At 56.8% G+C, this 26,478-nt stretch carries 32 protein-coding genes; 21 read left to right on the top strand and 11 right to left on the bottom strand.

From position 1 onward, the window contains the following. Positions 1 to 4: 4 nt before the first annotated feature. From HQL76_08785 to HQL76_08775, 3 genes are all read right to left on the bottom strand, one after another. Complete coding sequence (locus HQL76_08785) at positions 5 to 424, bottom strand: hypothetical protein (GenBank protein ID MBF0109257.1); 420 nt, start codon at positions 422 to 424, stop codon at positions 5 to 7. A gap of 166 nt (positions 425 to 590) precedes the next feature. Then, on the bottom strand, positions 591 to 1,895 hold the full coding sequence (locus HQL76_08780) for a hypothetical protein (GenBank protein MBF0109256.1): 1,305 nt from the start codon (positions 1,893 to 1,895) through the stop codon (positions 591 to 593). A 177-nt stretch (positions 1,896 to 2,072) separates the two neighbouring features. Further along, complete coding sequence (locus HQL76_08775; GenBank protein ID MBF0109255.1) at positions 2,073 to 2,741, bottom strand: hypothetical protein; 669 nt, start codon at positions 2,739 to 2,741, stop codon at positions 2,073 to 2,075. A 209-nt stretch (positions 2,742 to 2,950) separates the two neighbouring features. On the opposite strand from HQL76_08775, the gene HQL76_08770 reads away from it, so the two are divergent. The 17 genes from HQL76_08770 (at position 2,951) to lpxA (ending at position 15,799) form a co-directional block, all read left to right on the top strand. After that, positions 2,951 to 3,160 (top strand): hypothetical protein, encoded by a 210-nt coding sequence (locus tag HQL76_08770; protein MBF0109254.1) that lies wholly within the window; start codon positions 2,951 to 2,953, stop codon positions 3,158 to 3,160. Continuing rightward, positions 3,160 to 3,432 (top strand): type II toxin-antitoxin system RelE/ParE family toxin, encoded by a 273-nt coding sequence (locus HQL76_08765; GenBank protein MBF0109253.1) that lies wholly within the window; start codon positions 3,160 to 3,162, stop codon positions 3,430 to 3,432. The genes HQL76_08770 and HQL76_08765 overlap by 1 nt, the downstream gene beginning before the upstream one ends. Before the next feature lie 227 nt (positions 3,433 to 3,659). Next, a complete protein-coding gene (rpsB, locus tag HQL76_08760) occupies positions 3,660 to 4,457 on the top strand; it encodes a 30S ribosomal protein S2 (GenBank protein ID MBF0109252.1) in 798 nt (265 codons plus the stop codon). A 79-nt stretch (positions 4,458 to 4,536) separates the two neighbouring features. Continuing rightward, the gene (locus HQL76_08755; protein ID MBF0109251.1) at positions 4,537 to 5,448 is read left to right on the top strand and encodes an elongation factor Ts; all 912 of its coding nucleotides are present in this window, start codon (positions 4,537 to 4,539) and stop codon (positions 5,446 to 5,448) included. Between the two features lie 10 nt (positions 5,449 to 5,458). Beyond that, positions 5,459 to 6,181: a UMP kinase gene (locus HQL76_08750; GenBank protein ID MBF0109250.1), complete on the top strand. Its 723-nt coding sequence runs from the start codon at positions 5,459 to 5,461 to the stop codon at positions 6,179 to 6,181. Beyond that, positions 6,174 to 6,731 carry a ribosome recycling factor gene (frr, locus tag HQL76_08745; protein MBF0109249.1) on the top strand — a complete coding sequence of 186 codons (558 nt, stop codon included), beginning with the start codon at positions 6,174 to 6,176 and terminating at the stop codon, positions 6,729 to 6,731. The genes HQL76_08750 and frr overlap by 8 nt, the downstream gene beginning before the upstream one ends. A gap of 216 nt (positions 6,732 to 6,947) precedes the next feature. Further along, on the top strand, positions 6,948 to 7,667 hold the full coding sequence (locus HQL76_08740; protein ID MBF0109248.1) for an isoprenyl transferase: 720 nt from the start codon (positions 6,948 to 6,950) through the stop codon (positions 7,665 to 7,667). A gap of 9 nt (positions 7,668 to 7,676) precedes the next feature. Beyond that, positions 7,677 to 8,048 carry a phosphatidate cytidylyltransferase gene (locus HQL76_08735; GenBank protein MBF0109247.1) on the top strand — a complete coding sequence of 124 codons (372 nt, stop codon included), beginning with the start codon at positions 7,677 to 7,679 and terminating at the stop codon, positions 8,046 to 8,048. Next, positions 7,975 to 8,460, top strand: coding sequence for a phosphatidate cytidylyltransferase (locus HQL76_08730; protein MBF0109246.1), 486 nt, complete (start codon positions 7,975 to 7,977; stop codon positions 8,458 to 8,460). Before HQL76_08735 ends, HQL76_08730 begins: the two co-directional genes overlap by 74 nt. Before the next feature lie 28 nt (positions 8,461 to 8,488). Next, a complete protein-coding gene (locus tag HQL76_08725; protein ID MBF0109245.1) occupies positions 8,489 to 9,712 on the top strand; it encodes a 1-deoxy-D-xylulose-5-phosphate reductoisomerase in 1,224 nt (407 codons plus the stop codon). Next, positions 9,709 to 10,794, top strand: a complete 1,086-nt coding sequence (rseP, locus tag HQL76_08720; GenBank protein MBF0109244.1) for an RIP metalloprotease RseP — start codon at positions 9,709 to 9,711, stop codon at positions 10,792 to 10,794. Before HQL76_08725 ends, rseP begins: the two co-directional genes overlap by 4 nt. 48 nt (positions 10,795 to 10,842) lie before the next feature. After that, positions 10,843 to 11,112 carry a DUF4160 domain-containing protein gene (locus HQL76_08715; GenBank protein ID MBF0109243.1) on the top strand — a complete coding sequence of 90 codons (270 nt, stop codon included), beginning with the start codon at positions 10,843 to 10,845 and terminating at the stop codon, positions 11,110 to 11,112. Between the two features lie 7 nt (positions 11,113 to 11,119). Beyond that, positions 11,120 to 11,533 (top strand): DUF2442 domain-containing protein, encoded by a 414-nt coding sequence (locus HQL76_08710; GenBank protein ID MBF0109242.1) that lies wholly within the window; start codon positions 11,120 to 11,122, stop codon positions 11,531 to 11,533. A gap of 131 nt (positions 11,534 to 11,664) precedes the next feature. Next, positions 11,665 to 13,965 carry an outer membrane protein assembly factor BamA gene (gene bamA, locus HQL76_08705; protein ID MBF0109241.1) on the top strand — a complete coding sequence of 767 codons (2,301 nt, stop codon included), beginning with the start codon at positions 11,665 to 11,667 and terminating at the stop codon, positions 13,963 to 13,965. A 53-nt stretch (positions 13,966 to 14,018) separates the two neighbouring features. After that, the gene (locus tag HQL76_08700) at positions 14,019 to 14,549 is read left to right on the top strand and encodes an OmpH family outer membrane protein (protein MBF0109240.1); all 531 of its coding nucleotides are present in this window, start codon (positions 14,019 to 14,021) and stop codon (positions 14,547 to 14,549) included. Positions 14,550 to 14,553: 4 nt separating this feature from the next. Further along, positions 14,554 to 15,021 carry a 3-hydroxyacyl-ACP dehydratase FabZ gene (gene fabZ, locus HQL76_08695; GenBank protein ID MBF0109239.1) on the top strand — a complete coding sequence of 156 codons (468 nt, stop codon included), beginning with the start codon at positions 14,554 to 14,556 and terminating at the stop codon, positions 15,019 to 15,021. Continuing rightward, positions 15,008 to 15,799 (top strand): acyl-ACP--UDP-N-acetylglucosamine O-acyltransferase, encoded by a 792-nt coding sequence (lpxA, locus tag HQL76_08690; GenBank protein MBF0109238.1) that lies wholly within the window; start codon positions 15,008 to 15,010, stop codon positions 15,797 to 15,799. The genes fabZ and lpxA overlap by 14 nt, the downstream gene beginning before the upstream one ends. Before the next feature lie 63 nt (positions 15,800 to 15,862). Here the strand turns inward: lpxA and HQL76_08685 are convergent, their stop codons facing one another. Then, positions 15,863 to 16,297, bottom strand: a complete 435-nt coding sequence (locus HQL76_08685) for a PIN domain-containing protein (protein MBF0109237.1) — start codon at positions 16,295 to 16,297, stop codon at positions 15,863 to 15,865. After that, complete coding sequence (locus HQL76_08680) at positions 16,287 to 16,535, bottom strand: type II toxin-antitoxin system prevent-host-death family antitoxin (protein MBF0109236.1); 249 nt, start codon at positions 16,533 to 16,535, stop codon at positions 16,287 to 16,289. The genes HQL76_08685 and HQL76_08680 overlap by 11 nt, the downstream gene beginning before the upstream one ends. Before the next feature lie 155 nt (positions 16,536 to 16,690). Between HQL76_08680 and lpxI the strand changes: the two genes are divergently transcribed. Genes lpxI through trxA form a run of 3 tightly spaced genes read left to right on the top strand, consistent with a single transcriptional unit; the run spans position 16,691 to position 19,229 of the window. Beyond that, a complete protein-coding gene (gene lpxI, locus HQL76_08675) occupies positions 16,691 to 17,602 on the top strand; it encodes a UDP-2,3-diacylglucosamine diphosphatase LpxI (protein MBF0109235.1) in 912 nt (303 codons plus the stop codon). A 35-nt stretch (positions 17,603 to 17,637) separates the two neighbouring features. Continuing rightward, a complete protein-coding gene (gene lpxB / locus HQL76_08670) occupies positions 17,638 to 18,870 on the top strand; it encodes a lipid-A-disaccharide synthase (protein MBF0109234.1) in 1,233 nt (410 codons plus the stop codon). Further along, positions 18,870 to 19,229, top strand: coding sequence for a thioredoxin (trxA, locus tag HQL76_08665; GenBank protein MBF0109233.1), 360 nt, complete (start codon positions 18,870 to 18,872; stop codon positions 19,227 to 19,229). The genes lpxB and trxA overlap by 1 nt, the downstream gene beginning before the upstream one ends. Before the next feature lie 49 nt (positions 19,230 to 19,278). Here trxA and HQL76_08660 read toward each other — a convergent pair whose 3' ends face one another. From HQL76_08660 to HQL76_08635, 6 genes are all read right to left on the bottom strand, one after another. Continuing rightward, on the bottom strand, positions 19,279 to 20,118 hold the full coding sequence (locus tag HQL76_08660) for a tyrosine-type recombinase/integrase (GenBank protein ID MBF0109232.1): 840 nt from the start codon (positions 20,116 to 20,118) through the stop codon (positions 19,279 to 19,281). A 636-nt stretch (positions 20,119 to 20,754) separates the two neighbouring features. Continuing rightward, entirely contained in the window at positions 20,755 to 21,792 is a 1,038-nt protein-coding gene (locus HQL76_08655; GenBank protein ID MBF0109231.1) for a peptidoglycan DD-metalloendopeptidase family protein, read from the bottom strand. A 156-nt stretch (positions 21,793 to 21,948) separates the two neighbouring features. Then, positions 21,949 to 22,608: a flagellar motor protein MotB gene (locus HQL76_08650; GenBank protein MBF0109230.1), complete on the bottom strand. Its 660-nt coding sequence runs from the start codon at positions 22,606 to 22,608 to the stop codon at positions 21,949 to 21,951. Positions 22,609 to 22,747: 139 nt separating this feature from the next. Next, positions 22,748 to 23,500, bottom strand: a complete 753-nt coding sequence (locus HQL76_08645; protein ID MBF0109229.1) for a MotA/TolQ/ExbB proton channel family protein — start codon at positions 23,498 to 23,500, stop codon at positions 22,748 to 22,750. A gap of 75 nt (positions 23,501 to 23,575) precedes the next feature. Continuing rightward, positions 23,576 to 23,764: a hypothetical protein gene (locus tag HQL76_08640; GenBank protein MBF0109228.1), complete on the bottom strand. Its 189-nt coding sequence runs from the start codon at positions 23,762 to 23,764 to the stop codon at positions 23,576 to 23,578. A gap of 5 nt (positions 23,765 to 23,769) precedes the next feature. Then, positions 23,770 to 24,867, bottom strand: coding sequence for an SDR family NAD(P)-dependent oxidoreductase (locus HQL76_08635; GenBank protein MBF0109227.1), 1,098 nt, complete (start codon positions 24,865 to 24,867; stop codon positions 23,770 to 23,772). A gap of 305 nt (positions 24,868 to 25,172) precedes the next feature. Here HQL76_08635 and HQL76_08630 point away from each other — a divergent pair, with 305 nt between their 5' ends. Further along, positions 25,173 to 26,333 (top strand): iron-containing alcohol dehydrogenase, encoded by a 1,161-nt coding sequence (locus HQL76_08630; protein ID MBF0109226.1) that lies wholly within the window; start codon positions 25,173 to 25,175, stop codon positions 26,331 to 26,333. Positions 26,334 to 26,478: the final 145 nt, after the last annotated feature.

Genomic DNA, 26,478 nt, shown 5'->3' with positions numbered 1-26,478 from the left:
TCGTTCACAGGGCGACGCCGGAGGCGGCAATGTTGGTGCATGGGCGCTGGTGGGTGGTTCGGCGGCGTATTGGAGGTTTTATTGCCTGAGGAATGCAGCCGTCCTCTTTCGGAAACCGGAAGGTTGGTTTTTCGATCCGCTGGTGATGCCATCCGGTGACCTGATAGAAACGACGGTCGTTGATCTTGTATTCCGTGAGAAGTTTCTGCGCCTTGAGTTCGTCGATCCATTGACAGAGAAGGTCGATGCCAATGTCGTCACCGGGGAAGATTTGCATTTTAAGTCGTTTGGGGGTGGCGGGACAGATACCCGAATCGTCACAGAAATTCCAGATGCCGATGAAAAGAAGACGTGCGGGATAGGAACAGGCGACAATCTGATCGCTGGTCCAGAATTCGGGTTTGATCGTGCGAATGCGTGACATTTGTTTTTCTCCAGCAGTGTGGTCTCAAGGGATCATCCTGGTTGAGCCGGGCGGATGCGATCCATTGAACAATGTCTGGGAAAAACTGACAAGATGAAGAATTTCAGTAACTTTTCCGTGGATCCCAAGGATTCGGGAAGGAACGGGGGCCCCGAGGTTTTTGTGTTCAGGGGGTCTGGGCGGCGAGACGGGATGAGAGCTCTTCGTATTTTTTGTGCATCTCAAGGTTTTCGAAAGGCACGACCTCCGGCACCTGCAATCCCATGAGGGTATCGAAACCTTGCTGGCTGGCCTGAAGCAGGTCCATGAGTTGACTGCCGATGCGCACCGTGCGATAGGTGTTTTTTGCGACCTCCAGGTCCTTGATCGACCGGGAGCGCGCCTGTTCCACCTTGATCCGTTGCTCGTGCAGATGTTGCAGATAGAGTCGGGCGGTCTTCAGGGTCAGAAGTTGGGCGGCCAGATTTTTTTCATAGAGTGTCCGATGGTGGGGTTGTTGGCTGTGTTGCATTTCTTGTCGGGTTTCGGCGGTCAGTTGCGTGGTTTCGTCGGTGATGTTCATGATTCCGGCGATGTAGCGCCGTTCCACATGATCGATGTAGCGCCGCTGCATGTGTACGACACATTCCAGCAGGACCATGTGCATGCCGTAATAACGGCGTGCCGCCTGAAGATTTTCTCCTGATTCCCGCGTCAGGGTCATCAATTGCTGGGTGATCTGCTTGAGAATGTCGAATACAGCGGCCATCTGGAGGATGTCTTCGGAATCGATGCGGGCCAGCAGGACATCGAGTTGTTCGGGGGAAAGGGTGATGCCGATGTGCTGCAATCTTGTTTGCAGCGCCTCTTTTTTACGGTTGATGTCGCGTTTGAGGTGCAGAATTTCCGTTTGGGTGTTTTTGATGTTCCGGTCCAGATCTTCCTGGGTCGTTTTGACCAGATGCTTGACGGGAGCGGTGATCCGGGCTTCCTTGTCCCGCAGAATCGATTCTTCAAGATCGGTGATGCGTTGGCGATGATGATTGATTTCGGTGATCGATGCGTCGATTCCGGGGTCGGCGAGAATGGCCAGGAGTTCATCGAGAAGTTCATCGAACTCCTGGCGAACGGAATTCTTGTCCGCGCCGAGGAGGCTCGATTCGGGGGCCTGTTCCCAGGTTTCGTGGGTGGCCAGGGCCCGGTCGAGTTTGCCGAGCGCCTCTTCCCAGACCCGGTCGAAACGTTCCTGGTCGGGATCACGGGGTTGGTGCCCCATCCATTCCCTGGCGCGGGTGACCGCCTTGTCCTTCAGTTCTCCAGTGGCATCGAGCGCTTTTTTTCCGACATCGGTGGTATCGTTCAGGACTTCCTGGCCCGCTTTCCGGGTTGCATCCCAGGCGTTTTGCACCTTGTTTTCCCACTCGGCATGGGCCTCAAGCGCCAGGAATGCGGTCCAGGCCATGACGATGGCGCGAAAAAGAAGAAAAATCATGCGGATCGCTTTCTGTCCCGCGCTGGAGGGTTGGTCGATGTCTTAAGAAGGGTTAACAAACTCCGTTTTCCGATCGATGTCAATGCCTGTCCCGGACGCAAAACAAGCGATTGCGGGACATGGGAATGGCCGGAATCGGGGATGTTTTCGGCATGGGGGGGCGGGACGCCCCCGGTTTCAGCCGAAGGCGATGAGCGCGGGGTCGGTGGCGAAATCGGTGGTGGCCTCACGCAGGAGTTCCTGAAAAAAAAGGCATTCGGCGCATTTTTTCAATTTTTTCTCTCCGGCAAGGGGACGGCCATCCTTGCACAGGGTTTCGTCGATGAAGGCACAGAAACGCCCACCATTGCGTCCACCGAGATAACCGTCAAACTGGGTGGAAATTCCGGCGGCGCAGTAATGTTCCTTGCCGCATTGGTTGACCTCCCAACAATTGCGCCGGGAGGAATGGCTGTTTTTTGGGGTGCCCGCGGGAACTTCAAGAATGCGCTGGACCGTCTGGGCCATCTGCAATCGTTTCAGGGAAGAAGACTCGGCGAGGGCATCGAGACGGGCGATTTTTTCGAAGATGGAGACGCCGTTTTCGAGCCATACCATCACGTTGCCCGCTTCGGAGGACAGGACCATGGCGCGTGAGTAGAGTTCGTTTCCATCGGCATCGAATCGGACATAACACCGTTGCCCCTGGGTGAGGTCGCCCCGGAGGGACAGGGTTGCGGTTCGACCGCTCAGGCGTTCGAGCATTCCCTCAAGAGTTTGCGCCCCCTTGACGGTCATGCGGACGGAGTACCTTTGTTTCAGTGTGATTTCTGCGCCCAATTGGAGGGGATTCGTTGTGGTATTCATCTTGAGGTTACCATGGCCCGAAAGTTGAATCGATCATGATATCCATGTGTAACATTGGTGAATGTCTTCATTCAAATTTGTTCTTTTATTAGATGATCAGCCATATTTATGGTCCTGGGGGGGCAGTTATTTTGTGACCGATGGGTTTCAGGTTCCTGAATGGTCCATTTTGGCATATTATTGTTGCGAATCGAAACAAGGAGTCCAATATGCCAGTGAATGTCAGAATTTCCGATGAATTGGTTGCCGAGGCCAAACGTTACGGACAGATCTTTCATCGATCGCTGCCCAGGCAGATCGAATATTGGTCCCGGATTGGCAAAATCGTCGAAGATAATCCCGATCTCTCCTATTCCATGATCAAGGACATCCTTCTTGCCCGGGAATTGCAGGAGTTTGAGGAATATAAATTCGAGTGATGCGTATTCTTCAAAGCCGTCTTTTCAAGAATGCGGTCAAACGGTTGCATGTGAACCAGAAATGCGACTTGGATGAAGCTGTGCGTGCCATTGCCGCCGATCCAGCCATGGGTGATGCCAAGGTGGGCGATTTGGCTGGAGTTCGGGTTTTCAAATTCAAAATGACCAATCAGTTGACGTTGCTTGCTTATGAATACGAAGAGGAGAATGGGGCGCTCAAACTGTTGGCCTTGGGAAGTCATGAGAACTTCTACCGGAATCTGAAGCGATAGCACTTCGACGGCGCCTGCTCTGAAAAAAAGGGGATGACGGCTTGATTGTTTGGCAACCGGTGGCTATACTCATTGGGTTTAAGTGAAGCGGACTAACCGACACACGGCGGTGTTTGTCGGTCCCGGTGCCTCATGTTTTCGGGCTTTCAGGAGCCGCATGGGGTTGGACCTTGTCGTCAAAACCAACCCGCCGGTGGACCAACCGAAATCAAGACAGGAGATCGACCGTGGCAAAATTTTCCGTTCGGGAACTGCTGGACGCCGGGTTCCATTTTGGTCACCAGACCAAGCGTTGGAATCCCAAGATGGCCCCCTATATTTTTTCGTCGCGCAATGGGATTCACATCATCGATCTGCATCAGACCGTCCGTCTGTTGCGGGATGCGTTTGTCTTTGTCAGGAACGAGGTGAGCCGGGGCGGGGTGGTCCTGTTTGTCGGCACCAAACGGCAGGCGGTGGACATGATTTCCGAGGTTGCCGAGAAGACGGGGCAATATTATGTCAACCATCGCTGGCTTGGCGGGACGCTGACCAACTGGAAGACGATCCAGGGATCGATCCGCCGCCTCAAGGACATCGAAAAAATGAAGACCGACGGCACCTTCGATGCCTTGACCAAGAAGGAGGTCCAGGGTTACGAACGTTCCCGCATGAAAATGGAACGTTCCCTGGGCGGCATCAAGGAGATGAACCGTTTGCCGAGTCTGATCGTCGTCGTCGATACCAACAAGGAATCCATCGCCGTCAAGGAGGCCAACAAGCTGGGGATTCCCGTGGTGGCCCTGGTCGATACCAACTGTCACCCCGATCACATCGACTGGATCGTTCCCGGAAACGATGATGCCATCCGCTCCCTGAAACTGTTCCTGACCAAGATGGGCGAGGCGATTCTCGAAGGGATCCAGGTCCGCGGTGACAATCCTGTCTATGAACGCGAGGAGGATACCTCCATTCAACTGACTCCGACCCACTCCAAGCTGATCGAAGAGGCGGACCAGGACGAGGAGATGATCGAGGAACGCTGACGGATACCGGTGTTGCCGGCGTGTCAGGGATGGTGGTGTGTGTCATTATTGCTCACGGTGCGATCAAGGATGGATGACGATGTCTGTAAGCGCAAATCTGGTTAAGGAACTTCGCGAGAAGACGGGCGTTGGGATGATGGATTGCAAGAAGGCCCTGGCGGAAACGGGCGGCAATCTGGAGGCGGCGATCGACTGGCTGCGCAAGAAGGGGCTTTCCGCCGCCGCCAAGAAGGCGGGGCGGGTGGCTGCCGAGGGCAAGGTGGTGGCTGCCTCCGGGGGGACAGCCGGGGTTCTGCTGGAAGTCAATTCCGAGACCGATTTTGCCGCCAAGAATGAAAAATTCATTGCCTTCGCCCAGACCGCCGCCGAACTGGCCCTGGGAGAAAGGATCCAGGAGATCGATATCCTGGCCCAACGGCCCTATCCCGCGACCGGACGGACGGTGGCGGAAGAGTTGACGCACCAGATCTCGACCATCGGCGAAAACATGAACCTTCGGCGCGTGGCGTTGCTGGAGGTGGCCCGGGGATGCGTCGCGACCTACATTCACATGCAGGGCAAGATCGGTGTTTTGGTCGCGGTGGAAGGGGAGGGCGATACGGAAAAGCTGCTCGATCTGGGACGCAAGCTGGCGATGCATGTTGCCGCGTCGGCCCCGCCCTATCTGGACCGGACCACGGTTCCCCAGGAGGATTTGCAACGGGAACGCGGCATCCTGATCGAACAGGCGCGCGCCTCGGGAAAGCCGGACAATATCATCGAAAAGATGGTTGAGGGGCGCCTGTCCAAGTTCTATGCGGAAAATTGCCTCCTGGAACAGCCGTTCATCATGGAACCCGATGTGAAGGTGGGCAAACTGGTCGAACAGACGGCCAAACAGATGAAGACCGCCCTGAAAGTCGTTGGCTTCAAGCGGTTCGTGCTGGGGGATGGTCTCCAGAAACGGGAGGATGATTTTGCCGGGGAAGTCGCCAAGGCGGCCCAAGGGTGAGGACAGTGCCTTGACCAGACTCGATTTTCCCAGAATTCTGCTCAAACTGTCGGGTGAGGCGTTGATGCGTGGCGGAGACGCCATCGACGCTGGTTTTTTGCGACAACTGGCCATTGATCTCAAGGCGGTCCACGATGCGGGGGTTGAGGTTGCCGTTGTCGTTGGCGGCGGCAACATTTTTCGCGGGTTGGCGGGGAGTTCCCGGGGAATGGAGCGGACCACCGCCGATCAGATGGGGATGCTCGCTACGGTGATCAACGCGCTGGCCCTTCAGAGCGCCTTTCAGGAACAGGGATTGGATACGCGGGTGCAGTCGGCCCTTTTCATGCCCCAGGTGGCCGAACTCTATACCCGAGCGGGCGCCGTGGAACACCTGGAGCGGGGACGGGTGGTGATTTTCGCCGCGGGGACCGGCAATCCCTTATTTACCACCGATACCGCCGCCAGCCTCCGGGCCGCCGAGATCGGCGCTTCCTGCCTCATGAAAGCCACCAAGGTGGACGGGGTCTATGCCGAAGATCCGGTTCGCAATCCCCAGGCCGAGCGGTTTGATCGGCTTTCCTATGACGAGGTATGGAATCGCAACCTGGGGGTCATGGACATGACGGCGATCACCCTCTGTCGTGACAACCGGATTCCCATCCTGGTGTTTTCAATTTTCCAACCGGGGGCCCTTTTGCGGGCGGTGCGTCGGGAAGGGAGCCATACATTGATCGGGGAACATCATGGTTGATCCGCTGTTGCAGTCCCTGGAAACACGAATGAAAAAGGCCCTGGCCACCCTGAAGGAGGAGTTGGCGGGGGTGCGTACCGGAAGGGCTTCTTCCGCATTGTTGGAACATATCCCCGTGGAGGCCTATGGTTCGACCGTGCCGCTCAACCAACTGGCGGCCATCAACGTTCCCGAACCCCGCCTGATCACGGTGCAACCTTGGGATAAAAGCACCACCAAAGTGATCGAAAAGGCGATCATGGAATCGGAACTGGGGCTCAATCCCATGAATGACGGTACGTTGATCCGGGTTCCCCTGCCGGAATTGACCGAGGAACGACGCAAGGAACTGGTCAAGGTGATTCACAAGCAGGGAGAGCAGGGCAAGGTGGCCATGCGCAATGTCCGTCGCGATGGCATGGACCAGGCCAAGAAAATGGAGAAGGCCAAGAAGATTTCCGTGGATGAGCTGCGCCAGATCGAAAAGAAAATTCAGGATCGTACCGATGCATACATCAAGGAAATCGATCAGGCCGTGGCCCAGAAGGAAGCCGACATCATGCGGATTTGATGAGGTTGGATTCCGGTTCGGGGGTTTATGCCCTGGATAAAGAACAAATCATCATTAGTGAAAAGGGGGGTGGGGACTGTTTCCGGGGCTCGGGGTGATGATCGAGACCGGAATGGCCACCGATTCCCAATCCGCCTCTTCAGGCCGTCTCCGCCATGCGTGACAAGACCTTGGCGGCGGTATCGGGCGGCATCGAAAGAATTGGAAACATCGTTCATGTCATTTCCTGCAACGGACAAGGTTCCACGACACATCGCCATCGTCATGGATGGCAACCGACGTTGGGCCAGATCGCGGTTTTTGCCACGTCTCGAAGGGCATCGCCAGGGGGTCAAGGCGGTTCGGCGGACTGTGGAGGCCTGCCTTGAGTTTGGGGTCCCGATTTTGACGCTGTACACGTTTTCCTCGGAAAACTGGAACCGGCCCCAGGACGAGGTGTCCGCCTTGATGAACCTTCTGGCCATCCACCTGCGCAAGGAGATGGATGAGCTGATCCAGGAGGGGGTGCGTTTTCAGGCGTTGGGGCGGATTGCCATGTTGCCGCGCAACATCCAGGAACTCGTGAGGGAACTGGAGGAGCGGACGCGAGCCAATGACCGTCTTCTGTTCAACATTGCCTTGAACTATGGCGGGCGTCAGGAGTTGGTGGACGCGGCGATTCGCATTGCCCGGGAGGTGCGGGAGGGGCGGTTGCGCATCGAGGAGATCGACGAGGACCTCTTCTCTCGACAATTGACGACCGCCGGCATGGCCGATCCCGATCTTTTGATCCGCACGGGGGGGGAACAGAGGATCAGCAATTTTCTCCTGTGGCAACTGGCCTATTCCGAAATGGTATTCCTTCCGGTGTTCTGGCCCGAATTCGATGCCAACCATCTGCGTCTGGCGATCGAGGAATTCGGGCGAAGGGAACGCCGGTTCGGCGCCTCGGCGTAAATGTCGGTCATGGCGCGTCGTATTCTCTCCGCGGTTGTTTTGATTCCACCCCTGCTGTTGCTGCTGCTTTACGGCTCCCCGGAATGGTTGTTTGTCCTGTTGCTGCCGGTTAGCGCCATTCTTCTCCATGAATGGCATGCGATGTCGGAGTATTCTTCCGCATCGGACTTGTTTCTGGCCATTGTTGCGGCATGCTTTTTGTTGGCGGGCCGGTTTCCGGGATGGGCGGTCCCTCTGGAACTGTTGTTGGTGCTCTTCCTGATGGTATTGCTGGTTTTTTCGATGCCACGGTACCAGGGGGGGGGGGGTGACGACGTTGCGCATCGGGTATCAGGTGATGGGGGTGGTGTATTGCGTGGTGCCGCTGACCTTGCTGCTTGAATTGCACCGTCATTCGGGTGGCCGGGCGATTTTGTTGTTGTTGGTGGTGATCTGGGCGACCGATACGGGGGCGATGTTGTTGGGCAAATGGCTGGGCCGGCGACGGTTCGCGGTTCGCATCAGTCCGGGAAAGACGGTGGCGGGGTTTGTCGGCGGACTGGTCCTGGGAAGTGCCGCGGCAGTGGTGTCGGTTGGATGGACGGGCCTGCCGTGGACGGGCGGGGAAGCGGTGGTGGCGGGATTGATCCTTTCCTTTGTCGGGCAGATGGGTGATCTGGCCGAATCGATGTTCAAACGGGAGGCGGGGGTGAAGGATTCGGGCCGATTGATTCCAGGACATGGCGGTCTGTTGGATCGATTGGACAGTTTGTTGTTTGCAACGCCTGTGTTTTTTGTCATGATCCGGTATTGAGCGGGGCGTTCGTGGCAGGGAGATCCCCTTGACGGTCAAGAATATTTCATTGCTGGGTTCCACCGGGTCCATCGGCGTCAATGCCCTGGATGTGATTGCACGGCATCCCGACCGGTTTCGCCTGGTCGCCTTGGCGGCGGGGGGAAATCTTGAGCGGTTGGTGGCGCAGGCGCGGCGATTCCGGCCAGAACTGGTGGCTCTTCATGATGTTTCGCGGTATGCCCTGTTGCGGGAGGCGTTGCGGGGACTTGGGATCGACATTGTGCCGGGGTTGGAAGGGGTGGTGGCGGCTGCGACCTGGCCGAAGGCCGACCTGGTGGTCTCGGCCATCGTCGGGGCTGCCGGGCTTGAACCGGGATTGGCGGCGATTCGCGCCGGCAAGGACCTGGCCCTGGCCAACAAGGAATCCCTGGTCATGGCCGGGGAGATGTTTATGCGCGCGGTCGCATCCGCCGGGGTGCGCCTGTTGCCGGTCGATTCGGAACACAGCGCCATTTTTCAGGTCCTCCATAATGGCGCCTCCCTTCATGAGGCGGGACGTCTTGCAAGGTACCGGGAGACGGTGGAGCGACTGATCCTGACCGCTTCGGGGGGACCGTTTCGTGGCTGGAAGCGGGAGGCGTTGCAATCGGTAACGAAGGAACAGGCCCTGGCCCATCCGAACTGGTCGATGGGCCGAAAGATCAGCATCGATTCCGCCACGATCATGAACAAGGGGTTGGAGGTGATCGAGGCCTTTTTTCTCTTTGGCCTGCCGCCGGAACGGATCGAGGTCATCGTCCATCCCGAGAGCATCGTTCATTCCATGGTGACCTATCGCGACGGTTCGGTCCTGGCGCAGATGGGGGTTCCCGACATGCGTACCCCGATCGCGGTCGCCCTGGCGTGGCCGGAACGGATCGCGACCGATGTCCCCGCTTTGGACCTTGTGGGACGAGGCGTGCTTGAATTTCTGGGTCCACCCGATTCCCGCGATTTTCCCTGCCTGGGACTCGCCTATGAAGCCCTGGCAATGGGGGGCGGGGCGCCGGCGGTTTTGAATGCGGCCAACGAGGTGGCGGTTGCCGCCTTCCTCGAAGGACGGACGGGGTTCATGCACATTCCCGAAATGATCGCCTGGTCCTTGCACCATGGCGGCGACATTCCGGCTCCGGAAACGTTGGCGGACATCATCGAACTGGATCGCCTGACCCGCATTCGGGTGCGGGAGCGATTCTTTCCTACCGAACGGATGGCGGGCGGATCATGTTGAATACCGTGTTCTGGGCGATCGTCGTCCTGGGAGTGCTGATTTTTGTCCATGAACTGGGTCATTTTCTCGTGGCTCGTTTTTTTGGTGTCCAGGTGCAGGTGTTTTCCCTGGGATTCGGCCCGCGGATCTGGGGGTGGCGTGGCAAAACGGGGACGCTCTATCAACTGTCGGCGGTCCCCCTGGGCGGTTATGTCAAGATGCTGGGTGAATCGGGGATGATCGATGATGATGAGGCGGAGATTCCCGAATCAATGTGGGCGCACTCCTTCGGCGGACAAAACGTCTATCGCCGGTTTGCCATCGTTTTTGCCGGTCCATTCTTTAATTTTCTGTTTGCGGTGCTGGCGTTGGCGGTGGCGTTCATGGTGGGGGTCGGGGAAACCCTTCCGGTGGTCGGTTCGATCTCCGAGGGGATGCCGGCGGCGAAGGCGGGGATTGTGGTGGGGGACCGGATTGTCGCCTTGAACGGGGTGGAGGTGACCCGGTGGGAGGAGATGAGCCGTCGCATCAAGGAATTGGGGGGGGAGGGGCTGCTGCTGACCATCGAGCGTGACGACCGGCGCTTCGAAGTGACCGTCGTGCCGCAGGTGAAGGAGGTGCGCAATCTGTTCGGTGAAACGGTACGCCATCCATTGATCGGCATTGGACCGGGTGATGCCCATGAAGAGGTGCGTTATCCGTTTTTCGCGGCGGTGGCCAAGGGGGTGAAACAGACCTGGATGATCATGGACCTGACGGTGACGAGTATCTGGAAATTGATCACCCGGGTGGTCCCGGCCGATCAGATCGGCGGCCCGTTGATGATTGCCGAAATGGCGGGAAAAACAGCCAGTCAGGGGACGACCAGTCTGTTGTTTTTCATGGCCCTGATCAGCGTCAATCTGGGAATTCTCAACCTGTTGCCGGTGCCGATTCTCGATGGGGGGCATCTGTTTTTCTTCATCATCGAGGCGATCAAGGGGGGGCCGGTGACCGAGGCGGTACAGGCGGTGGCCAATCGGGTGGGGTTGGCGTTGCTGGTGTTGCTCATGGTGTGGGCGATGAAAAACGATCTGACACGGCTCTTTGCCAACGATTTTTGAATGGGTCGGTACGCGAATGCAGGGCGTGTTGACATGGAGCGGCGCGATATGCCCGTGATTTCGATGTTTTACGGGCTGATCATCCGTATGTTCTTTTTCGATGCCAGACAGCATCACGTTCCCCATATCCATGTGGAATATGGCGATGTGAACGCTGTTTTCAGTATTGACGACGGGGAAATTCTGGCGGGAGAAATGCCACGCCAGAAGGTTCGTCTTGTCCAGGCGTGGATTGAGCTCCATCGCGACGAATTGATGGCCGATTGGAAACTGGCCATGGAAGGAAACCCGGTGTTTCCCATCGACCCGTTGAAGTGAGGCACCCATGAACAATCCGAAAGTCGTTGCCGTGAAACCCGAGGAGACTGCTTCCCTGGTTCTGGCCTTTGCCAATGGCGAATACAGGCGGTTCGACGTGTCTCCTTATCTGGACAAGGGTATTTTCCGCGAACTGCGCGATCCCGGTTACTTTCGGCGGGTTCGGGCTGTGTCCGGCTATGTGGCTTGGCCCCACGATCAGGATTTCAGCTGGGACACGCTCTATCTGGAAAGCGTTCCCGTGGAAGAACCGGTGGAGATGTCGCATGACATGAATCAGTCCGACTTCTCGGCGGAAGCATTGTTGAAAGAACTGGATGAAATCGTGGCCATGTCTCCGCCCCTTCCTCCCGGCGCGCCCACTTCCGAGGAGTTGATCCGGCAGGATCGGGACGTGGTTCATGATCCTTATCGTTCATGAAAGGGACATATTGCCCGAAGGATCTCATGTCCCGAGAGGATGTCGCGCGGTATCTTGCCATTGGATGGCAATGAGGTTATGTTTGGTCACGACTTGATCGGCACGTACCCTTATTGGTTGAAGAAAAGAAAATGGCCCATATCCGGACTTCCTTCGTCAAAGTGGCGTTTCTTGGCTTCCTGCTGGCCATGCTTGCAGCCGTTCCCATCGTGGCGCATGCGGGCAATGCGGGCAATGTAATCCGCGGGGTGGTGGTCGAAGGGGCGGGGCGGGTCGAGACGGAGACGGTCAAGAGCCATCTGGAACTGGGCGAGGGGGACCGGTTCGATGCCGCGAAGGTTCGCAAGAGCATCCAGGCCCTGTTCGATACCGGATTTTTCAAGGATGTCGCCATCGACCGGCGGGGGGACGATCTGGTGGTTCGGGTCTCCGAGAATCCCATGGTCAATGAGGTCTCCTTCGAGGGCAACGAAGTCTTCAGCAAGGAAGAACTGGAAAAACTTGTCCAGGTCAAACCATCCTCCATCTACAATCGCGCCAGGACCGAACGGGACCTGGCTGCCCTGCGGCAGGGCTACCGGATCAAGGGACTTTTCCTCGCCAAAATCGACCTTCTGATCAATCCTGCCGACGGCAATCAGGTCAATCTGGTCTATCGCATCGACGAAGGGGAAAAATCCAAGGTCGCCAAGATCAATATCGTCGGCAACAGCCAACTTTCCGACAAGGTGCTCCTCAAAAGCCTCATGATCAAGGAAAGCGGCTGGTTTTCATGGTTCACCGAGGATGACACCTACGACCGTGAAAAACTTCTGTTCGATCAATCGCAACTGCGCAAGACCTATCTCGACGAAGGGTTTATCCGTGTTCAGGTCGATTCCTCGGTCGCGGAATTGACTCCCGACCGTGGCGCGTTTGTCGTGACCCATACCGTTCATGAAGGAAAACGTTACACCTTCGGGCCGGTGGAGATCAGCGGCGACTTCGATGAACTTCCCAACTCGGCCTTGTTGGAAGAGCTGAAATTCCAGCCCGGAGAATGGTATTCCAAATCCAAACTCATGGCCTCGGTGGAAAACCTGACCGACCGTATCGGGGATTTTGGCTATGCCTTTCTCAATATTCAGCCCGATACCAAAATTGATGACGAATCATTGGTGGTTTCGGTCCATTTCAAGGTGCAGAAGGGGCAACGGGTCTATCTCAACCGGATCGAGGTGTCGGGAAACGACCGGACCCGCGACGAGGTGATCCGCAGGGAAATCCGGATGACCGAGGGGGACCTGTTTTCCGCCTCGAAGCTGCGGCGCTCCAAGGTTCGGTTGAAACAGTTGAACTTTTTCGAAAACATTGAAATCCTCACCCCGCCGGCCCAGGGACGGGAAAAGGTGGACATCCATGTCAAGGTGGAGGAAAAACCGACCGGTACCTTTTCCATCGGCGGCGGTTATTCCAGCACCGAGAATTTCCTCGGGACGGCAAGCATCACCCAGAACAATTTCCTGGGCCGGGGGCAACGGCTGGTGTTGTCCTTCATGCTGTCGGGGATCACTCAGGATTACAGCCTGGGATTTACCGAACCCTATTTCCTTGGCAAGAATCTGTCCGCCGGTTTCGACATTTTCAACAAGAAGACCGATCAACGTTCGGTCTCCTCCTACAAGCAGGATTCCTATGGCGGCAGTGTCCGGCTGGGTTTCCCGATTTCGGAGAATCTGCGCAGCAATCTGAGTTACGGCTTCACCCACACCGACATCGAAGAGGTGGCTGCCGGGGCCTCGGCGGCAATTCTGGCGATGGTGGCCAAGAGTCCCTACGATCAATCGATGGTCAGTCATGCGTTCGTTTGGGATGATGTCGATGATCCGGTCTTTCCGACGGAGGGGAGAAAACACCGTTTGATCACCGATTATTCCGGCCTGGGGGGGGATGTCACCTTTGCCCGCCTGACCTCGGATAATGAATATTATCATCCCTTCACGTTCGATGATGCCTGGGTGGGGCATGTGCGTGGGCGCTTCGGGATCATGGACGGCATGGGCGAAGAGGTGCCCATCTTCGAACGTTATCAATTGGGTGGTGTCTCTTCGGTCCGCGGGTTCAAACGGGGTGGACTGGGGCCGAGGACGGTCGAAGGGGATGCCTATGGCGGTCTTCACTTCGAGCAACTCAACACCGAACTGCTGTTCCCGATTCTTGACCTGAAAGAGAAGGGGGTGCGTGGTTTGCTGTTCGTGGACACGGCCTATGTCGGCGATTGGGACCTGCCGGCGAACGTTCAATACTCGGGTGGCATCAGGGTATCGACCGGGGTGGGGATCAACTGGAACTCTCCCTTTGGTCCGCTGAAGGTGATCGTGGGAACTCCGATAGTGAAAGAAGAATTTGACGAGTCGCGAATTTTCGATTTTACCATGGGGACGACGCTGTAATGGGCGCTATTTTGAAACAGAATGGTCGAAAACAGGGACGCTGGAGGCGGACCATGGCTGGAATGGGCAGGTTGATGGCAGTGGCGGTCTTTGCAGTGGGTCTCCTGGGATCGTGGCCGGCACGGGCGGAACAGTATTCGTTTGCCTATGTCGATGTCCCCAGGGCCATGGCCTCTTCCGACGCCGCCAAGCGGGCGCGGGAACTCCTGGAAAAAAAACTCGCTTCCAAGCAGAGGGAAGTGGATGCCATGGAACAGAAGATCAAATCGTTGAAGGATGACCTGGAAAAAAGAAAGGGGCTGATGACTCCCGAGGCGCGGGCGGAAACCTCGGAGAGTGTCCGCAACAAGTTTCGCGAGTATCAACGCCTTGTCGAGGACAATCAGTCGGTGATCGACCGGGAGAACGGACGCTGGACCAAGAAAATAAGCGAGGCGATGCGTGAAGTGATCGAGGAAATCGGTCGGGAGCGGGGTTATACCATCATCTTTGGCAAGGGGCAGGTGTTGTATGCCAGCTCGGCCATCGACATCACCGATCAAGTGCTGAAAATGCTCAATAAACGGACAACCAGTTGGTTTTAGTGACGTGAACCTGGACAAACCTGAAAATATTCTCAAACTGTTGCCGCACCGGTATCCCTTTCTTCTTGTGGATCGGGTGATCGAATTCGTTCCTGGGGCAAGGCTGGTCGCCATCAAGAATGTTTCTTTCAACGAGCCGCATTTTCAAGGGCATTTCCCGGAGAATCCTGTCATGCCGGGGGTCTTGATTCTTGAGGCCATGGCCCAGGCGGGGGCGTTGTTCGCGGGATATACCGATCCTGATTCGGTGAAAGGGCGGCTTGTCTATTTCATGACCATTGACCGGGTTCGTTTTCGCAAACCGGTCATTCCTGGGGATCAATTGCGGCTGGTGTTGACCTTGGCCAAAAGGCGCAGAGACATCTGGCGTTTTGAAGGAAAGGCCTATACCGGCGGTGATTTGGCGGCGGAGGCATTGTTGATGGCGATGACCCGCGATGCCGGGAGTGCGACCAGCCATGACGCAACCTGAAGCGGTTGAGATTCATCCCACGGCCGTCGTCGCCGCCTCGACCCGGCTGGGAAAAGGGGTGCGGATTGGCCCGTATGCGGTGGTTGGCGCCGATGTGGTGTTGCTGGATGCGGTTGAAGTGGGGCCGCATGCGGTGATTGATGGACACACGACCATTGGTTCGGGGACCCGTATTTTCAGTTTTGCCTCGGTGGGGCTGGATCCGCAGGATGTCCATTATCGTGGAGAGCCGACCCGGGTCGAGATTGGCGAGCGGTGTCAGGTTCGCGAATTCGTCAGCATTCATCGGGGAACCGAGTCGGGGGGGGGGCTGACCCGGGTTGGTGATGATTGCATGTTGATGGCCTATACCCATGTTGCCCATGATTGCCGGGTGGGGGATCGGGTGGTGATGGCCAATGGGGCAACCCTGGCGGGACATGTGGAAATTCAGGACCATGCGGTCATTGGTGGTCTGACAGCCATTCATCAGTTTGCCCGGGTGGGGCGCAATGCCTTCATTGGCGGGGCCTCGGCGGTTTCCATGGATGTGGTCCCCTTTTTGTCGGCGGCGGGAAACCGGGCGCGTCTGACGGGGGTGAATGTGGTTGGCTTGCGTCGGAGTGGCTTTTCCGAAGAGACCATCTCTGCCATTCGCCAGGCCCATCGGGTGGTGTTTCGTTCCAACCTGCGCCTGGAGCAGGCGATCGAGGAGTTGGAAAAGGAGCTGTCCTCGCTCCCTGAAGTTCAATGTATGCTGGAGTTTCTTCAGACGGGTCAACGCGGCTTTTGTCGCTGAAAAAAGATTGAAAGAAAAAAAGGGTCTGGGGAATTGTGCCAGAGAATCAGGCTATCTGTAAAGCTATTGAATGTCAATATTCCCTAGAAAAGGGTTGTGAAATCTGACACCCTCCAGCACGCGCCCATGCTGGAAATTCTCACTGATCACGATCCCGCAACCGGCTTCTTTGGCGCAGGCCCACAGCATGGCGTCCCAGAAAGAAATGCCATGGTTTTGCACTGCACGGAGTGCCTTGGTAATCGTGGATGGTCCGGCGGATTGCACCTGGAATAACGTCAGCCAGTCCCGCACCTGATCGGAGGCTTCCGCAACGGGCATTTTGCCTTTGGCGGTTGCCGCGCGGAAAAATTCTCCCAGAGATTGGAGCATCAACACGCAGTTCTCCGTGACTGCCTGATTCAGCAACGATGAGGCAATGGCGTGTTTTTTGTCTGCCTCGCGATCCAGAGCATAGAGAAGGATGTTGGTGTCGAGGGTGTACCGTTCACCGTTCATGGAGTTCATTCCGGGAAACCGGTTTTCCTCCCAGGGCATAGCCCTGTTGCATCCGCATCCGGGTGCGTTCGCGGGCCGCCTGCTGTTCTTCGCTCAACACCCGTTCACGGCGCAAGGGCATCAGACGAGCGATGGGCTGTCCGCGCCGGGTGATGATGACCTCCTCGCCAGCTTCCACCGCTTTGATGTAACGGGCTAAATGCTGGTTGGCTTCACGCAGGCTGATTCGTTGTTCCATGTCTGCACCGATTGTCATCTAGAGGAGCCTCCATGTAGGATATCCTACCTTCGTAGAGATGTGTAGCATTTTTCGACGGGGGCAGGCATGGACAATGGCCGACTTCCAGGGCTAGAATCGACCGAGGCCGCCATGAAGGAGCCGAAATCCACTGAATGTCAACACGCCCTGGAAATGGTCCTGCCTTGTCGTCCAATCATGAACCGCCCCTCGGATTGATCGCCGGCAACGGCGTCCTGCCCCTTCTGTTCATCAAGAAAATCGTCACCGAATCTTCCAGAACGGTCGTGGTCGCGGCCCATCGTGGCGAGACCGATCCCAGGGTCCAGGACCAGGTATCGGACCTGTTGTGGGTCACTCTGGGGCAGTTCAAGAAGATCATCCGGTTTTTCAAGGACCGGGGGGTCCGTGAACTGGTGCTGGCCGGGGGGATTTCCAAGACGGCCATTTGGAAGGTTCGCCCCGACACCATGGCCCTGAAACTTGTCTGGCGCTTGAAACACCTTCATGATGATCACCTGCTGCGGGCGATCGCCGTCGAATTGGAACGGTGTGGTTTGCAGGTTCGTTCAGTGACCGATTATCTGCCCCAATTGTTGGCCCCGGTGGGTGTATTGAGCCGGAAGGTTCCCGATGAGGCAGTGTGGGAGGACATACGGATCGGCTGGCGGGCCGCCAAGGTTTTGGGCGGGCTTGACATTGGTCAGGGGGTTGTCGTCAAGAAAAAAGTGGTGGTGGCGGTCGAGGCGATGGAAGGAACCGATGCGATGCTCCGCAGGGCCGGCGAACTGGTGGCGGGCGCCAGAAACAGCTGGGCCGGGCGCGGCGCCGTGGTCCTGGTGAAAACATGCAAACCGGGACAGGACCTACGTCTGGACCTGCCCACGGTGGGACCCGGGACGATCACGGGGATGCAGACGGCGGGGGTCTCGGTATTGGCCATCGAGGGGGGCAGGACATTGTTGCTCGATCCGGAACAAACCTTGGCGATGGTGGACCAGAATGGACAGATTTTCGTTTCTTGTGATGAGGCCATGATGACTCCAGAGACCGGGGGGACTGTTTGATCCATGGAACGCGACGTTTTGGGAACAAGGCCATCATGACCGCGAAGGGGCGGAAGATCCTTCTGATTGCGGGAGAGGCTTCGGGAGATCTTCTGGGGGCCGACCTGATGGCGGCAATCCGCGAGCGGATTCCCGAGGTGTCGTTCATGGGGATCGGCGGACCGGGGATGCGATCCCAGGGGATGACGGGACCGTTCGACAGCAACCATTTGTCGGTGATCGGCGTGGTCGAGGTGGTGCGCCGACTGCCTGATCTGCTTCGGGCATTTGACTATCTGCTGCGGCTCATGGATCGGGAACGGCCTGATCTGGTGGTGACCATCGACCTTCCCGATTTTAATTTTCTGGTGGCCCGTCGCGCCAGGGCTAGAGATATTCCGGTATTGCACTATGTTTCCCCCCAGGTATGGGCCTGGCGTCGTGGACGGGCGAAACGACTGCATCGTTTCATCGACCATCTGCTGCTTCTTTTTCCCTTCGAACAAGCGATTTACGCTGAAACACCGCTTCCGGTGACGTTCGTGGGGCATCCATTGGTCGGGAGGGCATTGCCCTGGTCGATGCGCCCCGAGGGGGCGGCGGGCCGGGCACGGGTGCGTCAATCCTTGGGCATCGGCACCGACGAGTCGTGCGTGGTGCTGCTGCCGGGGAGCCGGCGGGGAGAGATTGGACGCCTGTTCGGCCCCATGATTCGATCCTGTTTTCTTCTCCGGCGCACGTATCCGGACATGCGTTTTGTGGTGGCGTGTGCGCCAACCGTGTCGGAAGACGAACTGGAACGGCATTGGCCGGAAGATATTGACCCGACCTTCAAGCGAGAGGTTCCCATCAGGAGCGGCGCCACGTATGATCTGGTGGCCAGTGCCGACGCGGCATTGGTCACATCGGGGACCGCCACCCTGGAAACCGCCTTGATCGGAACACCTCAAGTCGTCTGTTATCGGGTCAGTCCCATGACCTACCCTATTGGCAGGCTACTCGTCCGGATTCCGTTTTTTTCGCTTGTCAATCTTGTCGCGGGGTGGGCGGTGGTGCGGGAACGGTTGCAGCATGAGGTCGTCCCGGAGATTTTATGCGCCGATCTCGATGGGGTGTTGCATGATCCCGGAATCCGCATGAAAATCAAGGAAGGGTACGGGGTTGTTCGAGAAAAGCTGACACGATCGGCAACGGATCCGTTTACGGTGGTCGAAGCCATGCTCGAAAAAAGGTCTGGGGCGTACAGGGTTCCGGAAAACGACAATCACAGTCTGGCAGGAGACGCTTGATGGCGACGATCACCTTGAACAAGGAAAATTTCGAAGAGACGGTCAATGGCAACGATGTGGTCATCATTGACTTTTGGGCCTCCTGGTGTGGTCCGTGCAAGGCATTTGCCCCGATTTTCGAGAAGGTTTCGAACCGTTATCCAAATGTGGTTTTTGGCAAGGTGGAAACCGACGATCAGCAGGAACTGGCCCACGCCTTCCAGATTCGTTCGATCCCGACCCTGATGATCTTTCGGGAAAAGATCATCATCTTTTCCCAGCCGGGCATGCTGCCGGAACCGCAGTTCGTGGAATTGATCGAGAAGGCGTTGATGCTGGACATGGAACAGGTGCGTCAGGAAATTGCAGAGAAAAACTGATTGGCCACCGGGAAGGGGAAACCCCTTCCCGGACCCATCCGTCATCATTTTACAGGACGCCGGTTCCCGACAGGGAGGTGGCGCTTTGCAGGGAGATTCCAGCCGCCGAGGCACTGGCGATCAATCCGGAGCGCAGGCTGAAGCCACTGAAGTTGGCCGGATCCAGGCCGATCGATTGTACCCGCTCCTTGACGATCAGGGCGACGCCATGTCCCGTCAATGGTTTTCCCGAACGACGTCCATGGCGGTTGATCCCTTGGAAGACCGACCCCTCCGCGATTTCAGCCGTCTGCAACCAATCTTCAAGGGAATGCACCGGACACACCTCGCCCCGGGCCAATGGCAACCCCACCCGTCCCTTGCTCAGATGAATCTCGATTCCGTTTTCTCGACGATACAGGTCCTTGGCATCGAGGGTGATCAGGTCGGAACGTCGCAGTCCGGCGGCAAAGCCGACGAGGATCAACGCCTTGTCGCGCTTGTCCTTGAGGCGGTCCCCCATTTGCAGACAGATGGCAATGATTTTTTCTCGGGTCAGTGGAGCGACCTGGCGCTGATCCTGACCATGTTTTTGTTTGATCCCCTTGAGCACTGCATGGACCAGTTCTGTTTTGGTGGGATCGGTCAGTCCCTGGGCGGTATGCGCCTTGCCGATGGAAACCTTCCATCGGGCGAGGGTGGCGAATTTGTGCGAATCGGCATGGGCCACAAGATAGGAGGCGATCATTTTGGCCGAGGAGGGGACCTCTCCGCCCCAATCCATGAACCGCCGCAGATCGCCCCAATAGGCGGCTCGGGTGTTGTCGGCCAGTGACGCCCCCTGTTGATAGGCTTTGACCTGGGGTGGTAGCTCGTGAACATCTGAAGGTGGAATCGGAAAGGCACCCATGTAGTACTCCATGTTGTTAGTCGGAATTCTTTCTTTGAAGAGTTGCTTTGAGACGTTGGTCTAAGTGTTTGTGATCGGTGGGCCGAAAGTCAAACTGTTGACTCTTTTGGCCAGGTTCTTCATGAAAAGTGTAGCTCTTTTGACATCGGGGCCGGATCCATGAACTTCAAGCAGCACTCTTTTGTAAGAATTTTCTTTTTTAGCAGCGGTCTCACTCAAGGATCCGAGCCCCGACGAGGAGGTCAATGCAATGTGGGGGCCATTATCTCGTTATCGGGATTTCCGCATGGTTGAAGTCGCTGGATCCTATTGAAATGGCTGTTATTCAATGCAATTCTGATTATGAATGCCAGGGGAGGATCGGGCGGTAATGACGAATGAAGGCTTGATAAGGATGCGGGATCGGTGGAACGTTGGAGACGGGGAACGAAGGTCAGACTTCCTGATCCCTTCCAGATAATGCTGGCTTTTTTGTCCACGAGACCGGAAGCGGCGGTGGCACTAAATCTAGCAAAATTGATAGGTAAATCAAAGTGCATGTTGCTCAAAAAGTGCCGTTAACGAATCCTGCGGGATCAGGAACTCTGAAGGTGGATCATCAGGGGATAAAAGATGAGTCAGGTTTGGCTTGGACCGTCAGGGTGGTTTGTAGCCCCCCTGGGTCAGGGCAATGCGCAGGGGCAGGGGGAGTTCGCTGGTTTCGGGGCGGCGGTTGATGTGGTCGATGAGCGACTGCCAGGCAACCTGTTTTTCGCGAAACAGGGGGGCAAGGTTGTTGGCATTCCAATCGAGGAACCCGGTGGGATCGAGGATACGGTGGACAAAATGGATTTCGTAATGCAGATGCGGGCCACTGGAGAGTCCTGAAGTTCCCGAATAGCCGATCAAATCGCCCTTTTTGACGAAATCGCCGTTTTTTACCGTAATCTTGTCCAGGTGGGCATAACTCGTCTTGAAGCCATGATTATGATGGATGATGACCAGGTTGCCATAGCTGTTCATTTTTTCGAATCCGGCAAACTCGACGACACCGTCCGCCGTGGTATGGGTCGGTGTGTTCATTGGCGCGAACAGGTCGATTCCCGGATGAAACTTTTGTTTGCGTTTGGAATGGGAGCGATCACCGAAGGGGCTGTTGATCCCCTTGAATTCGATCGGGGAACCGTTGGGAATCGACTCCAGGATGATGCGTTCGAAACCGGGAAAAGGGAGGATGGGGGCGGACCGGGATGGGGCAGTCGCGGCGTGAAGGGGAGGGGGGGGATGTTTTTTCTTGTTGCCGAGGGTTTCTTTCCGCGGTTTTTGTCGATCGTTTTTGTATTCCGGTTCTTTTTCCCGGGGCGGGTTTCCAAAATGATTTTTAGTATCGAACAATCCGTCCAGGGAGGCTACCTCGGGGGCCAATTCGGGGATGACCCGGTGTGTCGGGGCCGGTTTGCGGAAGGGATCACCGTTTGCGCCTGGATCGGGAAAGGAAATCGGTGGAACAGTTTCATCAGGGGGTGATGTGGTGCCGCGGATGGGTTGTGACTGCGGATGATCGGGGGGAACATTGTAGAAGGTCCCGAGGGTGAAGCACAGCGCAATGAGAAGGGCGCCAATCCAGAACAGCCCGATTCGATACTGTTGCTGCCCGTTGACGGTTCGGATGGTGACGGTCAGGTGATTCCGCATGGTGACTCTGGACGGGATGGTTGCAATAATAATTCTTTTTTTATTTCCTGGACTCCAATCTTATCGGATGGGGTGAGGGAATCATGAAGAAAAATGTGAAAAAAAAAGGGGTTCCCTGCTACGGCGGGAACCCCTTTTTTCTGTTCCTGTCCCGGATCAGTGTCGTCCCATGATGGTTTCCTTGGAGATTGTGATTTCGAGGCGGTGATTGCGTTTTCGGCCATCGGGTGTTTCATTGTCTGATTTGGGCGCTACCTGTCCCATGCCGCGCACCTGGAGCTTGCCAGGATTGACCTCTCCTTCGGTCGCCAGGAAATGGACGACGGCAGCCGCTTCCGAGGCGGATTGTTCCCAGTTGCTGGCGAATCGGGAGGGGGGAGGCTGGTTGCTTGTGTGCCCTTCGACCCGAACCATGTTGGGAATGTCGCGGACCAGGACGGCAATCTGGGCCAGAATCGATTTGGCCTCGGGAAGCAGGATGGACCCCTCCTTGGCGAAAAGGTTGTCCCGACTCATGTTGATCACGAATCCCGCTTCGGTTTCGACCATCTCCGCCTCCCCCCGATCAACGACGGGGGCCATGAGAACCTCAAGGCGCTCCTTGAGTTTGACCATGATCAGTTCCTGCTGGAATTCCATGGCGATGATGTCTTCACCCGTCGGCAGGGTGTTGATGACCTCGACCCGCTGTACGCCGAAGGCATCCTTCAACGATCCCGCCGCGGCCTTGAACTTGGGTTTATCGACCGTGGACATCGAAACCAGGAGGATGAAAAAGGTCAAAAGAAGCGACATCAGATCCCCGAAGGTCAACAACCATGCGGGGGCTCCTTTTTTACACGGGGGACATTCGTCTGCCATTACCAGCCCCTTTCATTCCAGCGCTGGAGGTACAAGCCAATGTGGGACCACCGCCCCGGCTTCGAAGGGGCGGTGGTGGACGAAAAAGACAAAATCAGTCAAAATTCCGTTGCGATGGAGGAACCGGGGCCACCAGGGAATACTGAAGCATCCGCGGATTGATCCCCTTTTGAATGCCGACCAGGCCGTCGATGATCATTTTACGCACGACCTGTTCTTTCTGGCTGTAGGCCTTGAGCTTGATGGCGATGGGAACGGCCACCAGGTTGGCCAGAAAGGCGCCATAGAAGGTGGTGATCAGGGCGACAGCCATGGCAGGTCCGATTTTCGATGGGTCGCTCATGTCGGCCAGCATCTGCACCAGGCCGATGAGGGTGCCGATCATTCCGAAGGCGGGAGCCGACTCGCCCATTCCCTCGTAAATGGCGATCCAACCCGAATGGCGTTCGTTCAGGTAACTCAATTCCTTGCTGAGGACGGAACTGACAAAATCGGGGTCGGCGCCATCGACGCACAGATTGATGCCCATTTGCAGAAAACTGTCATCGACCTTGATTTTCTCCAGGGCAAGAAGACCATCCTTGCGCGAAAGATTGGCCAGTTCGTTCAGTTTGGCAACATATTCCTCGGGGTTTCTCGGGTCGTTGATGATCGACTTCATGAAAATACCGAACGAGCCCAAAACATCCTGCATGGAATGTTTGATGAACATCGTACACAGGGTGCCGCCGAAGACGATGATAACGCTCGGCACATCGACAAAAAGCATGAAAGAACCACCCATCAGGATGGCCCAGCCGATCAGGCCGAAACCCGCCAAAAGTCCAATGATTGTAGCTATATCCATGACGGTACCGGAGTCTTATAAGAAGTTGTATTCAAGCAGCCTTCCCGAACGAATCCTGCTGTTTCCGATGGCGGCTCAGTGTTTTCGTTCCCGTTTTTGATGCGCGGCGTCCTGTTTTCTTTTCTTTCCTTTTTTGAGAAAGAGGTGGCCGGCGAACAGGATGGCAAGGACGAGCAGGACAATGATCACGGTCAGGATTCGTTGTCCTTCGTCCACGTTTTCGAGGTAACCTTGCGATGCCAGATAGAGGCGTGTTTCATTCATGTCTTCTAACCCTCTCGATGGGTTTGGATGCGTGACTGGTGAAGGAAACCTGGGCGGTCATGGATGGTCGAAGGGGGAATGGAATGCATTCGCCGCCCACCATCCACATGGAGGATTTCGCCGGTGACCGTTGGTGACTTCAGAAAGTAATGCAAGGCTTGGACCACCGCCATGGGCTGGGGCTTTGAGGCGTACTGATTGGGATGTTCCTGGCTGAGTTCTTCCGCGGCATGGGGGGCGAACACAAGATGGAGTCCTGGCGCGATGGCGTTGACGCGCACCCAGGGTCCAAGATCGGCGGCGAGTGCCCGGGTTGCCATGGCCATTCCCGCCCTGGCGGCACTGAAGGCGGAGTGCCCTTTCATGGGATATTCCCCGAACAGGTCGAGAATATGAATGATGTTTCCGTTTTCGCGACCGACCATGGCGGATCCGAATTTGAGAGAGAGCCAAAGGGGTCCATGCAGGTTGTGGCGCATGGTTGCATTCAGTTCTTCCCAGGAGGGATGTTCAACGCCGGTTGGCAATAATTTCGAGGCGTTGTTGATCAGCAGACCGGGAATACCACCCAGTTCCTTATCGGCCAGGTCCAGGGCATTCTGAATTTTTTCTTGATCGCCAAGGTCCAGGTTCAGGGAGCAGGCGCTGCCGCCGGAGTTGTGGATGGTCTGGACGAGGTCCGCCACCTTTTCCCGGTCTTTTTCCCAGGCGATCGCGACCCGGTAACCCTGCCGGGCCAGTTCCCGGGCGATTTCTCCTCCCAACAGGCTTTCTCCGTCGGCGACGAAGGCACTGAGGACCGTTCCGGATGAAATGGATGTGGCTTTCGCTTTCGAGAACGCGGATGGGGTGGTATCCGTTCTTGTGGAACGGATCGTTTCACCGGAATCTTCCGCGAAGGAGGAGGGGGCGGACTGGAGCGAGGGAGCGGACGGTGCGTGGAAGGTTTCCTTCAGAAACTTCCGGACATCGAACGGCATGGGGCGTCCGGCGCGATGCTCGATGAAAAAATAGACGACGAAGAAGGGAATGAGAAAGATCAGAAACGGCAGCCCCAGGGCCAGGCCGACCGCGAGGCGCAATCCTTTGATAAAATGGTTCATCGAGCGGTCTCCTGGCAGGGGGGTTGAATGATCGTTCATCACTACAGCAAAGCCTGGATCATCTGTCCAGTGGTGTTGCACGAGATTGGGGCATGGGTTGTCGGGGTGGGGGTGTTGTCGATGGGGTGGTCCGGGATTTTTCGGACGTTGTGATGCAGGGGCATTGGGATTTATGCTTGGCGGGGGTGGTTGGTCCGATCCGAGGCATGGGCAGGATTTTTTTCAGGCTGGGGACCGGGAATTTGCCGGGGTATTGTTTATCGTTGTCAGGGGGGGATTGCATGGGATGTTCCCGGATCAGGACAGTGTTTCCGATACCGCGTCTGTTGGCCAATACCGATCTGTTCGCCGGTCCTCGGGCGTTGATGGCCCTCAGGGGGATCGGATCGGCGCGGACGTTGTTGTTGACGGGCGGATCGCTGGCGCCCCATCTGCGCCATGAAATCAAACGCATGCTTCTGGCCGAGCAGGTGGTGGAGGTGATCCGGCCTGGAGGGGGGGATCCCGATTGGGACGGGGTTGAAGGGGTGATGGGCCGGTTATCGGGGGGGATGCCCGATCTGATCGTGGCGGTCGGCGGCGGGGCGGTGATGGATCTGGCCCGCCTGGTCATGCTGCGGATCGGCTGGCCCGAAGGGGAAGGGGAGCGGTTGTATCGTCCCTTCGCGGCTCCTCCCTTGAAGGACAATCTGCGCCTGTGTGCCATTCCCACGACCGCGGGTTCGGGGGCGGAGGCCTCCTCTTCCGCTTTGGTGATCGATCGCGCCACCGGGACCAAAAAAGCCGTGGTCACTCATGATTTTCTGTTCGACGTGGTGTTGCTCGATCCCCGTTTCCTTTCCGGTATTCCCCGTCCGGTGATGATGGCGGGGGTCATCGATGCCATGACCCATGCGGTGGAGGGGTTTGTGTCCAATGTGGACAATCCGATGGCCGATCTTCTCGCCGAATCGGCGCTCGAGCGTTTGGGCCGGTTGGGGCTTTGTTGGCTTGAGGATGCGGAGGATGGGGCTGTTGTCCAGGAGCTGCAATTTGCCGCCTGTCTGGCGGGGATGGTGCAAAACCAGTGTGGGGTGGGCATTTGTCACTCTCTGGCCCATCAACTGGCCCGTTTTGGCGTGGGGCACGGCGAGGCCAACGGTGTGTTTCTTTCGCGGGTTCTGGAGTTCAACTCTGGTGAGGACAAGGTTGCCAGGAGACTCGAAACCCTGGAATCCCGGATCGGGTTTTCCATTGCGCAAAGGGTCGGGGATTTTCAGCGGGCGGGTGGACTGGCGGTGGATCTGGCCGCATTGACCCGTCGTGACGGTATCGATTTGTCTACTGTCGATCCGTGCGTTTTGGCCCAGGATGCCCTGGTGGATATCTGCACCCGGTTTAATCCCCGGGCGGTGACCCGGGAGGAGCTGGTTTCCTTCTGGCAGACGTCCATGGTCCCTCATGCCAATCCCAGGGGGAGTGTTTAAAATTATTGAAAGAAAAAAGGGGTCTGGGGGATTGCCCCCAGGGTTTTGACTTTGTTTTTGATTTTGATTTTGTTTTTCCACGCGCCCTTTCACCCGAAGCGAATTTCCGCAGTTTTTGCGGAAATTCGCGCAGGCGCGCGCCTTG

This window comes from Magnetococcales bacterium, assembly GCA_015228815.1.
GTDB lineage: Bacteria > Pseudomonadota > Magnetococcia > Magnetococcales > UBA8363 > UBA8363.
The sequence above is the reverse complement of the archived record's forward strand: the minus strand, read 5'-3'. Positions and strand labels throughout refer to the sequence as shown.

Bases quoted from the DNA above. Each gene is read 5' to 3' on its own strand.
- HQL76_08785 (MBF0109257.1), bottom strand. From the start codon at position 424: ATGTCACGCATTCGCACGATCAAACCCGAATTCTGGACCAGCGATCAG.
- HQL76_08780 (MBF0109256.1), bottom strand. From the start codon at position 1,895: ATGATTTTTCTTCTTTTTCGCGCCATCGTCATGGCCTGGACCGCATTC.
- HQL76_08775 (MBF0109255.1), bottom strand. From the start codon at position 2,741: ATGAATACCACAACGAATCCCCTCCAATTGGGCGCAGAAATCACACTG.
- HQL76_08770 (MBF0109254.1), top strand. From the start codon at position 2,951: ATGCCAGTGAATGTCAGAATTTCCGATGAATTGGTTGCCGAGGCCAAA.
- HQL76_08765 (MBF0109253.1), top strand. From the start codon at position 3,160: ATGCGTATTCTTCAAAGCCGTCTTTTCAAGAATGCGGTCAAACGGTTG.
- HQL76_08755 (MBF0109251.1), top strand. From the start codon at position 4,537: ATGTCTGTAAGCGCAAATCTGGTTAAGGAACTTCGCGAGAAGACGGGC.
- frr (MBF0109249.1), top strand. From the start codon at position 6,174: ATGGTTGATCCGCTGTTGCAGTCCCTGGAAACACGAATGAAAAAGGCC.
- HQL76_08740 (MBF0109248.1), top strand. From the start codon at position 6,948: ATGTCATTTCCTGCAACGGACAAGGTTCCACGACACATCGCCATCGTC.
- HQL76_08735 (MBF0109247.1), top strand. From the start codon at position 7,677: ATGGCGCGTCGTATTCTCTCCGCGGTTGTTTTGATTCCACCCCTGCTG.
- HQL76_08715 (MBF0109243.1), top strand. From the start codon at position 10,843: ATGCCCGTGATTTCGATGTTTTACGGGCTGATCATCCGTATGTTCTTT.
- HQL76_08710 (MBF0109242.1), top strand. From the start codon at position 11,120: ATGAACAATCCGAAAGTCGTTGCCGTGAAACCCGAGGAGACTGCTTCC.
- bamA (MBF0109241.1), top strand. From the start codon at position 11,665: ATGGCCCATATCCGGACTTCCTTCGTCAAAGTGGCGTTTCTTGGCTTC.
- HQL76_08700 (MBF0109240.1), top strand. From the start codon at position 14,019: ATGGCTGGAATGGGCAGGTTGATGGCAGTGGCGGTCTTTGCAGTGGGT.
- lpxA (MBF0109238.1), top strand. From the start codon at position 15,008: ATGACGCAACCTGAAGCGGTTGAGATTCATCCCACGGCCGTCGTCGCC.
- HQL76_08685 (MBF0109237.1), bottom strand. From the start codon at position 16,297: ATGAACGGTGAACGGTACACCCTCGACACCAACATCCTTCTCTATGCT.
- HQL76_08680 (MBF0109236.1), bottom strand. From the start codon at position 16,535: ATGGAACAACGAATCAGCCTGCGTGAAGCCAACCAGCATTTAGCCCGT.
- lpxI (MBF0109235.1), top strand. From the start codon at position 16,691: ATGTCAACACGCCCTGGAAATGGTCCTGCCTTGTCGTCCAATCATGAA.
- lpxB (MBF0109234.1), top strand. From the start codon at position 17,638: ATGACCGCGAAGGGGCGGAAGATCCTTCTGATTGCGGGAGAGGCTTCG.
- trxA (MBF0109233.1), top strand. From the start codon at position 18,870: ATGGCGACGATCACCTTGAACAAGGAAAATTTCGAAGAGACGGTCAAT.
- HQL76_08660 (MBF0109232.1), bottom strand. From the start codon at position 20,118: ATGGGTGCCTTTCCGATTCCACCTTCAGATGTTCACGAGCTACCACCC.
- HQL76_08655 (MBF0109231.1), bottom strand. From the start codon at position 21,792: ATGCGGAATCACCTGACCGTCACCATCCGAACCGTCAACGGGCAGCAA.
- HQL76_08645 (MBF0109229.1), bottom strand. From the start codon at position 23,500: ATGGATATAGCTACAATCATTGGACTTTTGGCGGGTTTCGGCCTGATC.
- HQL76_08640 (MBF0109228.1), bottom strand. From the start codon at position 23,764: ATGAATGAAACACGCCTCTATCTGGCATCGCAAGGTTACCTCGAAAAC.
- HQL76_08635 (MBF0109227.1), bottom strand. From the start codon at position 24,867: ATGAACCATTTTATCAAAGGATTGCGCCTCGCGGTCGGCCTGGCCCTG.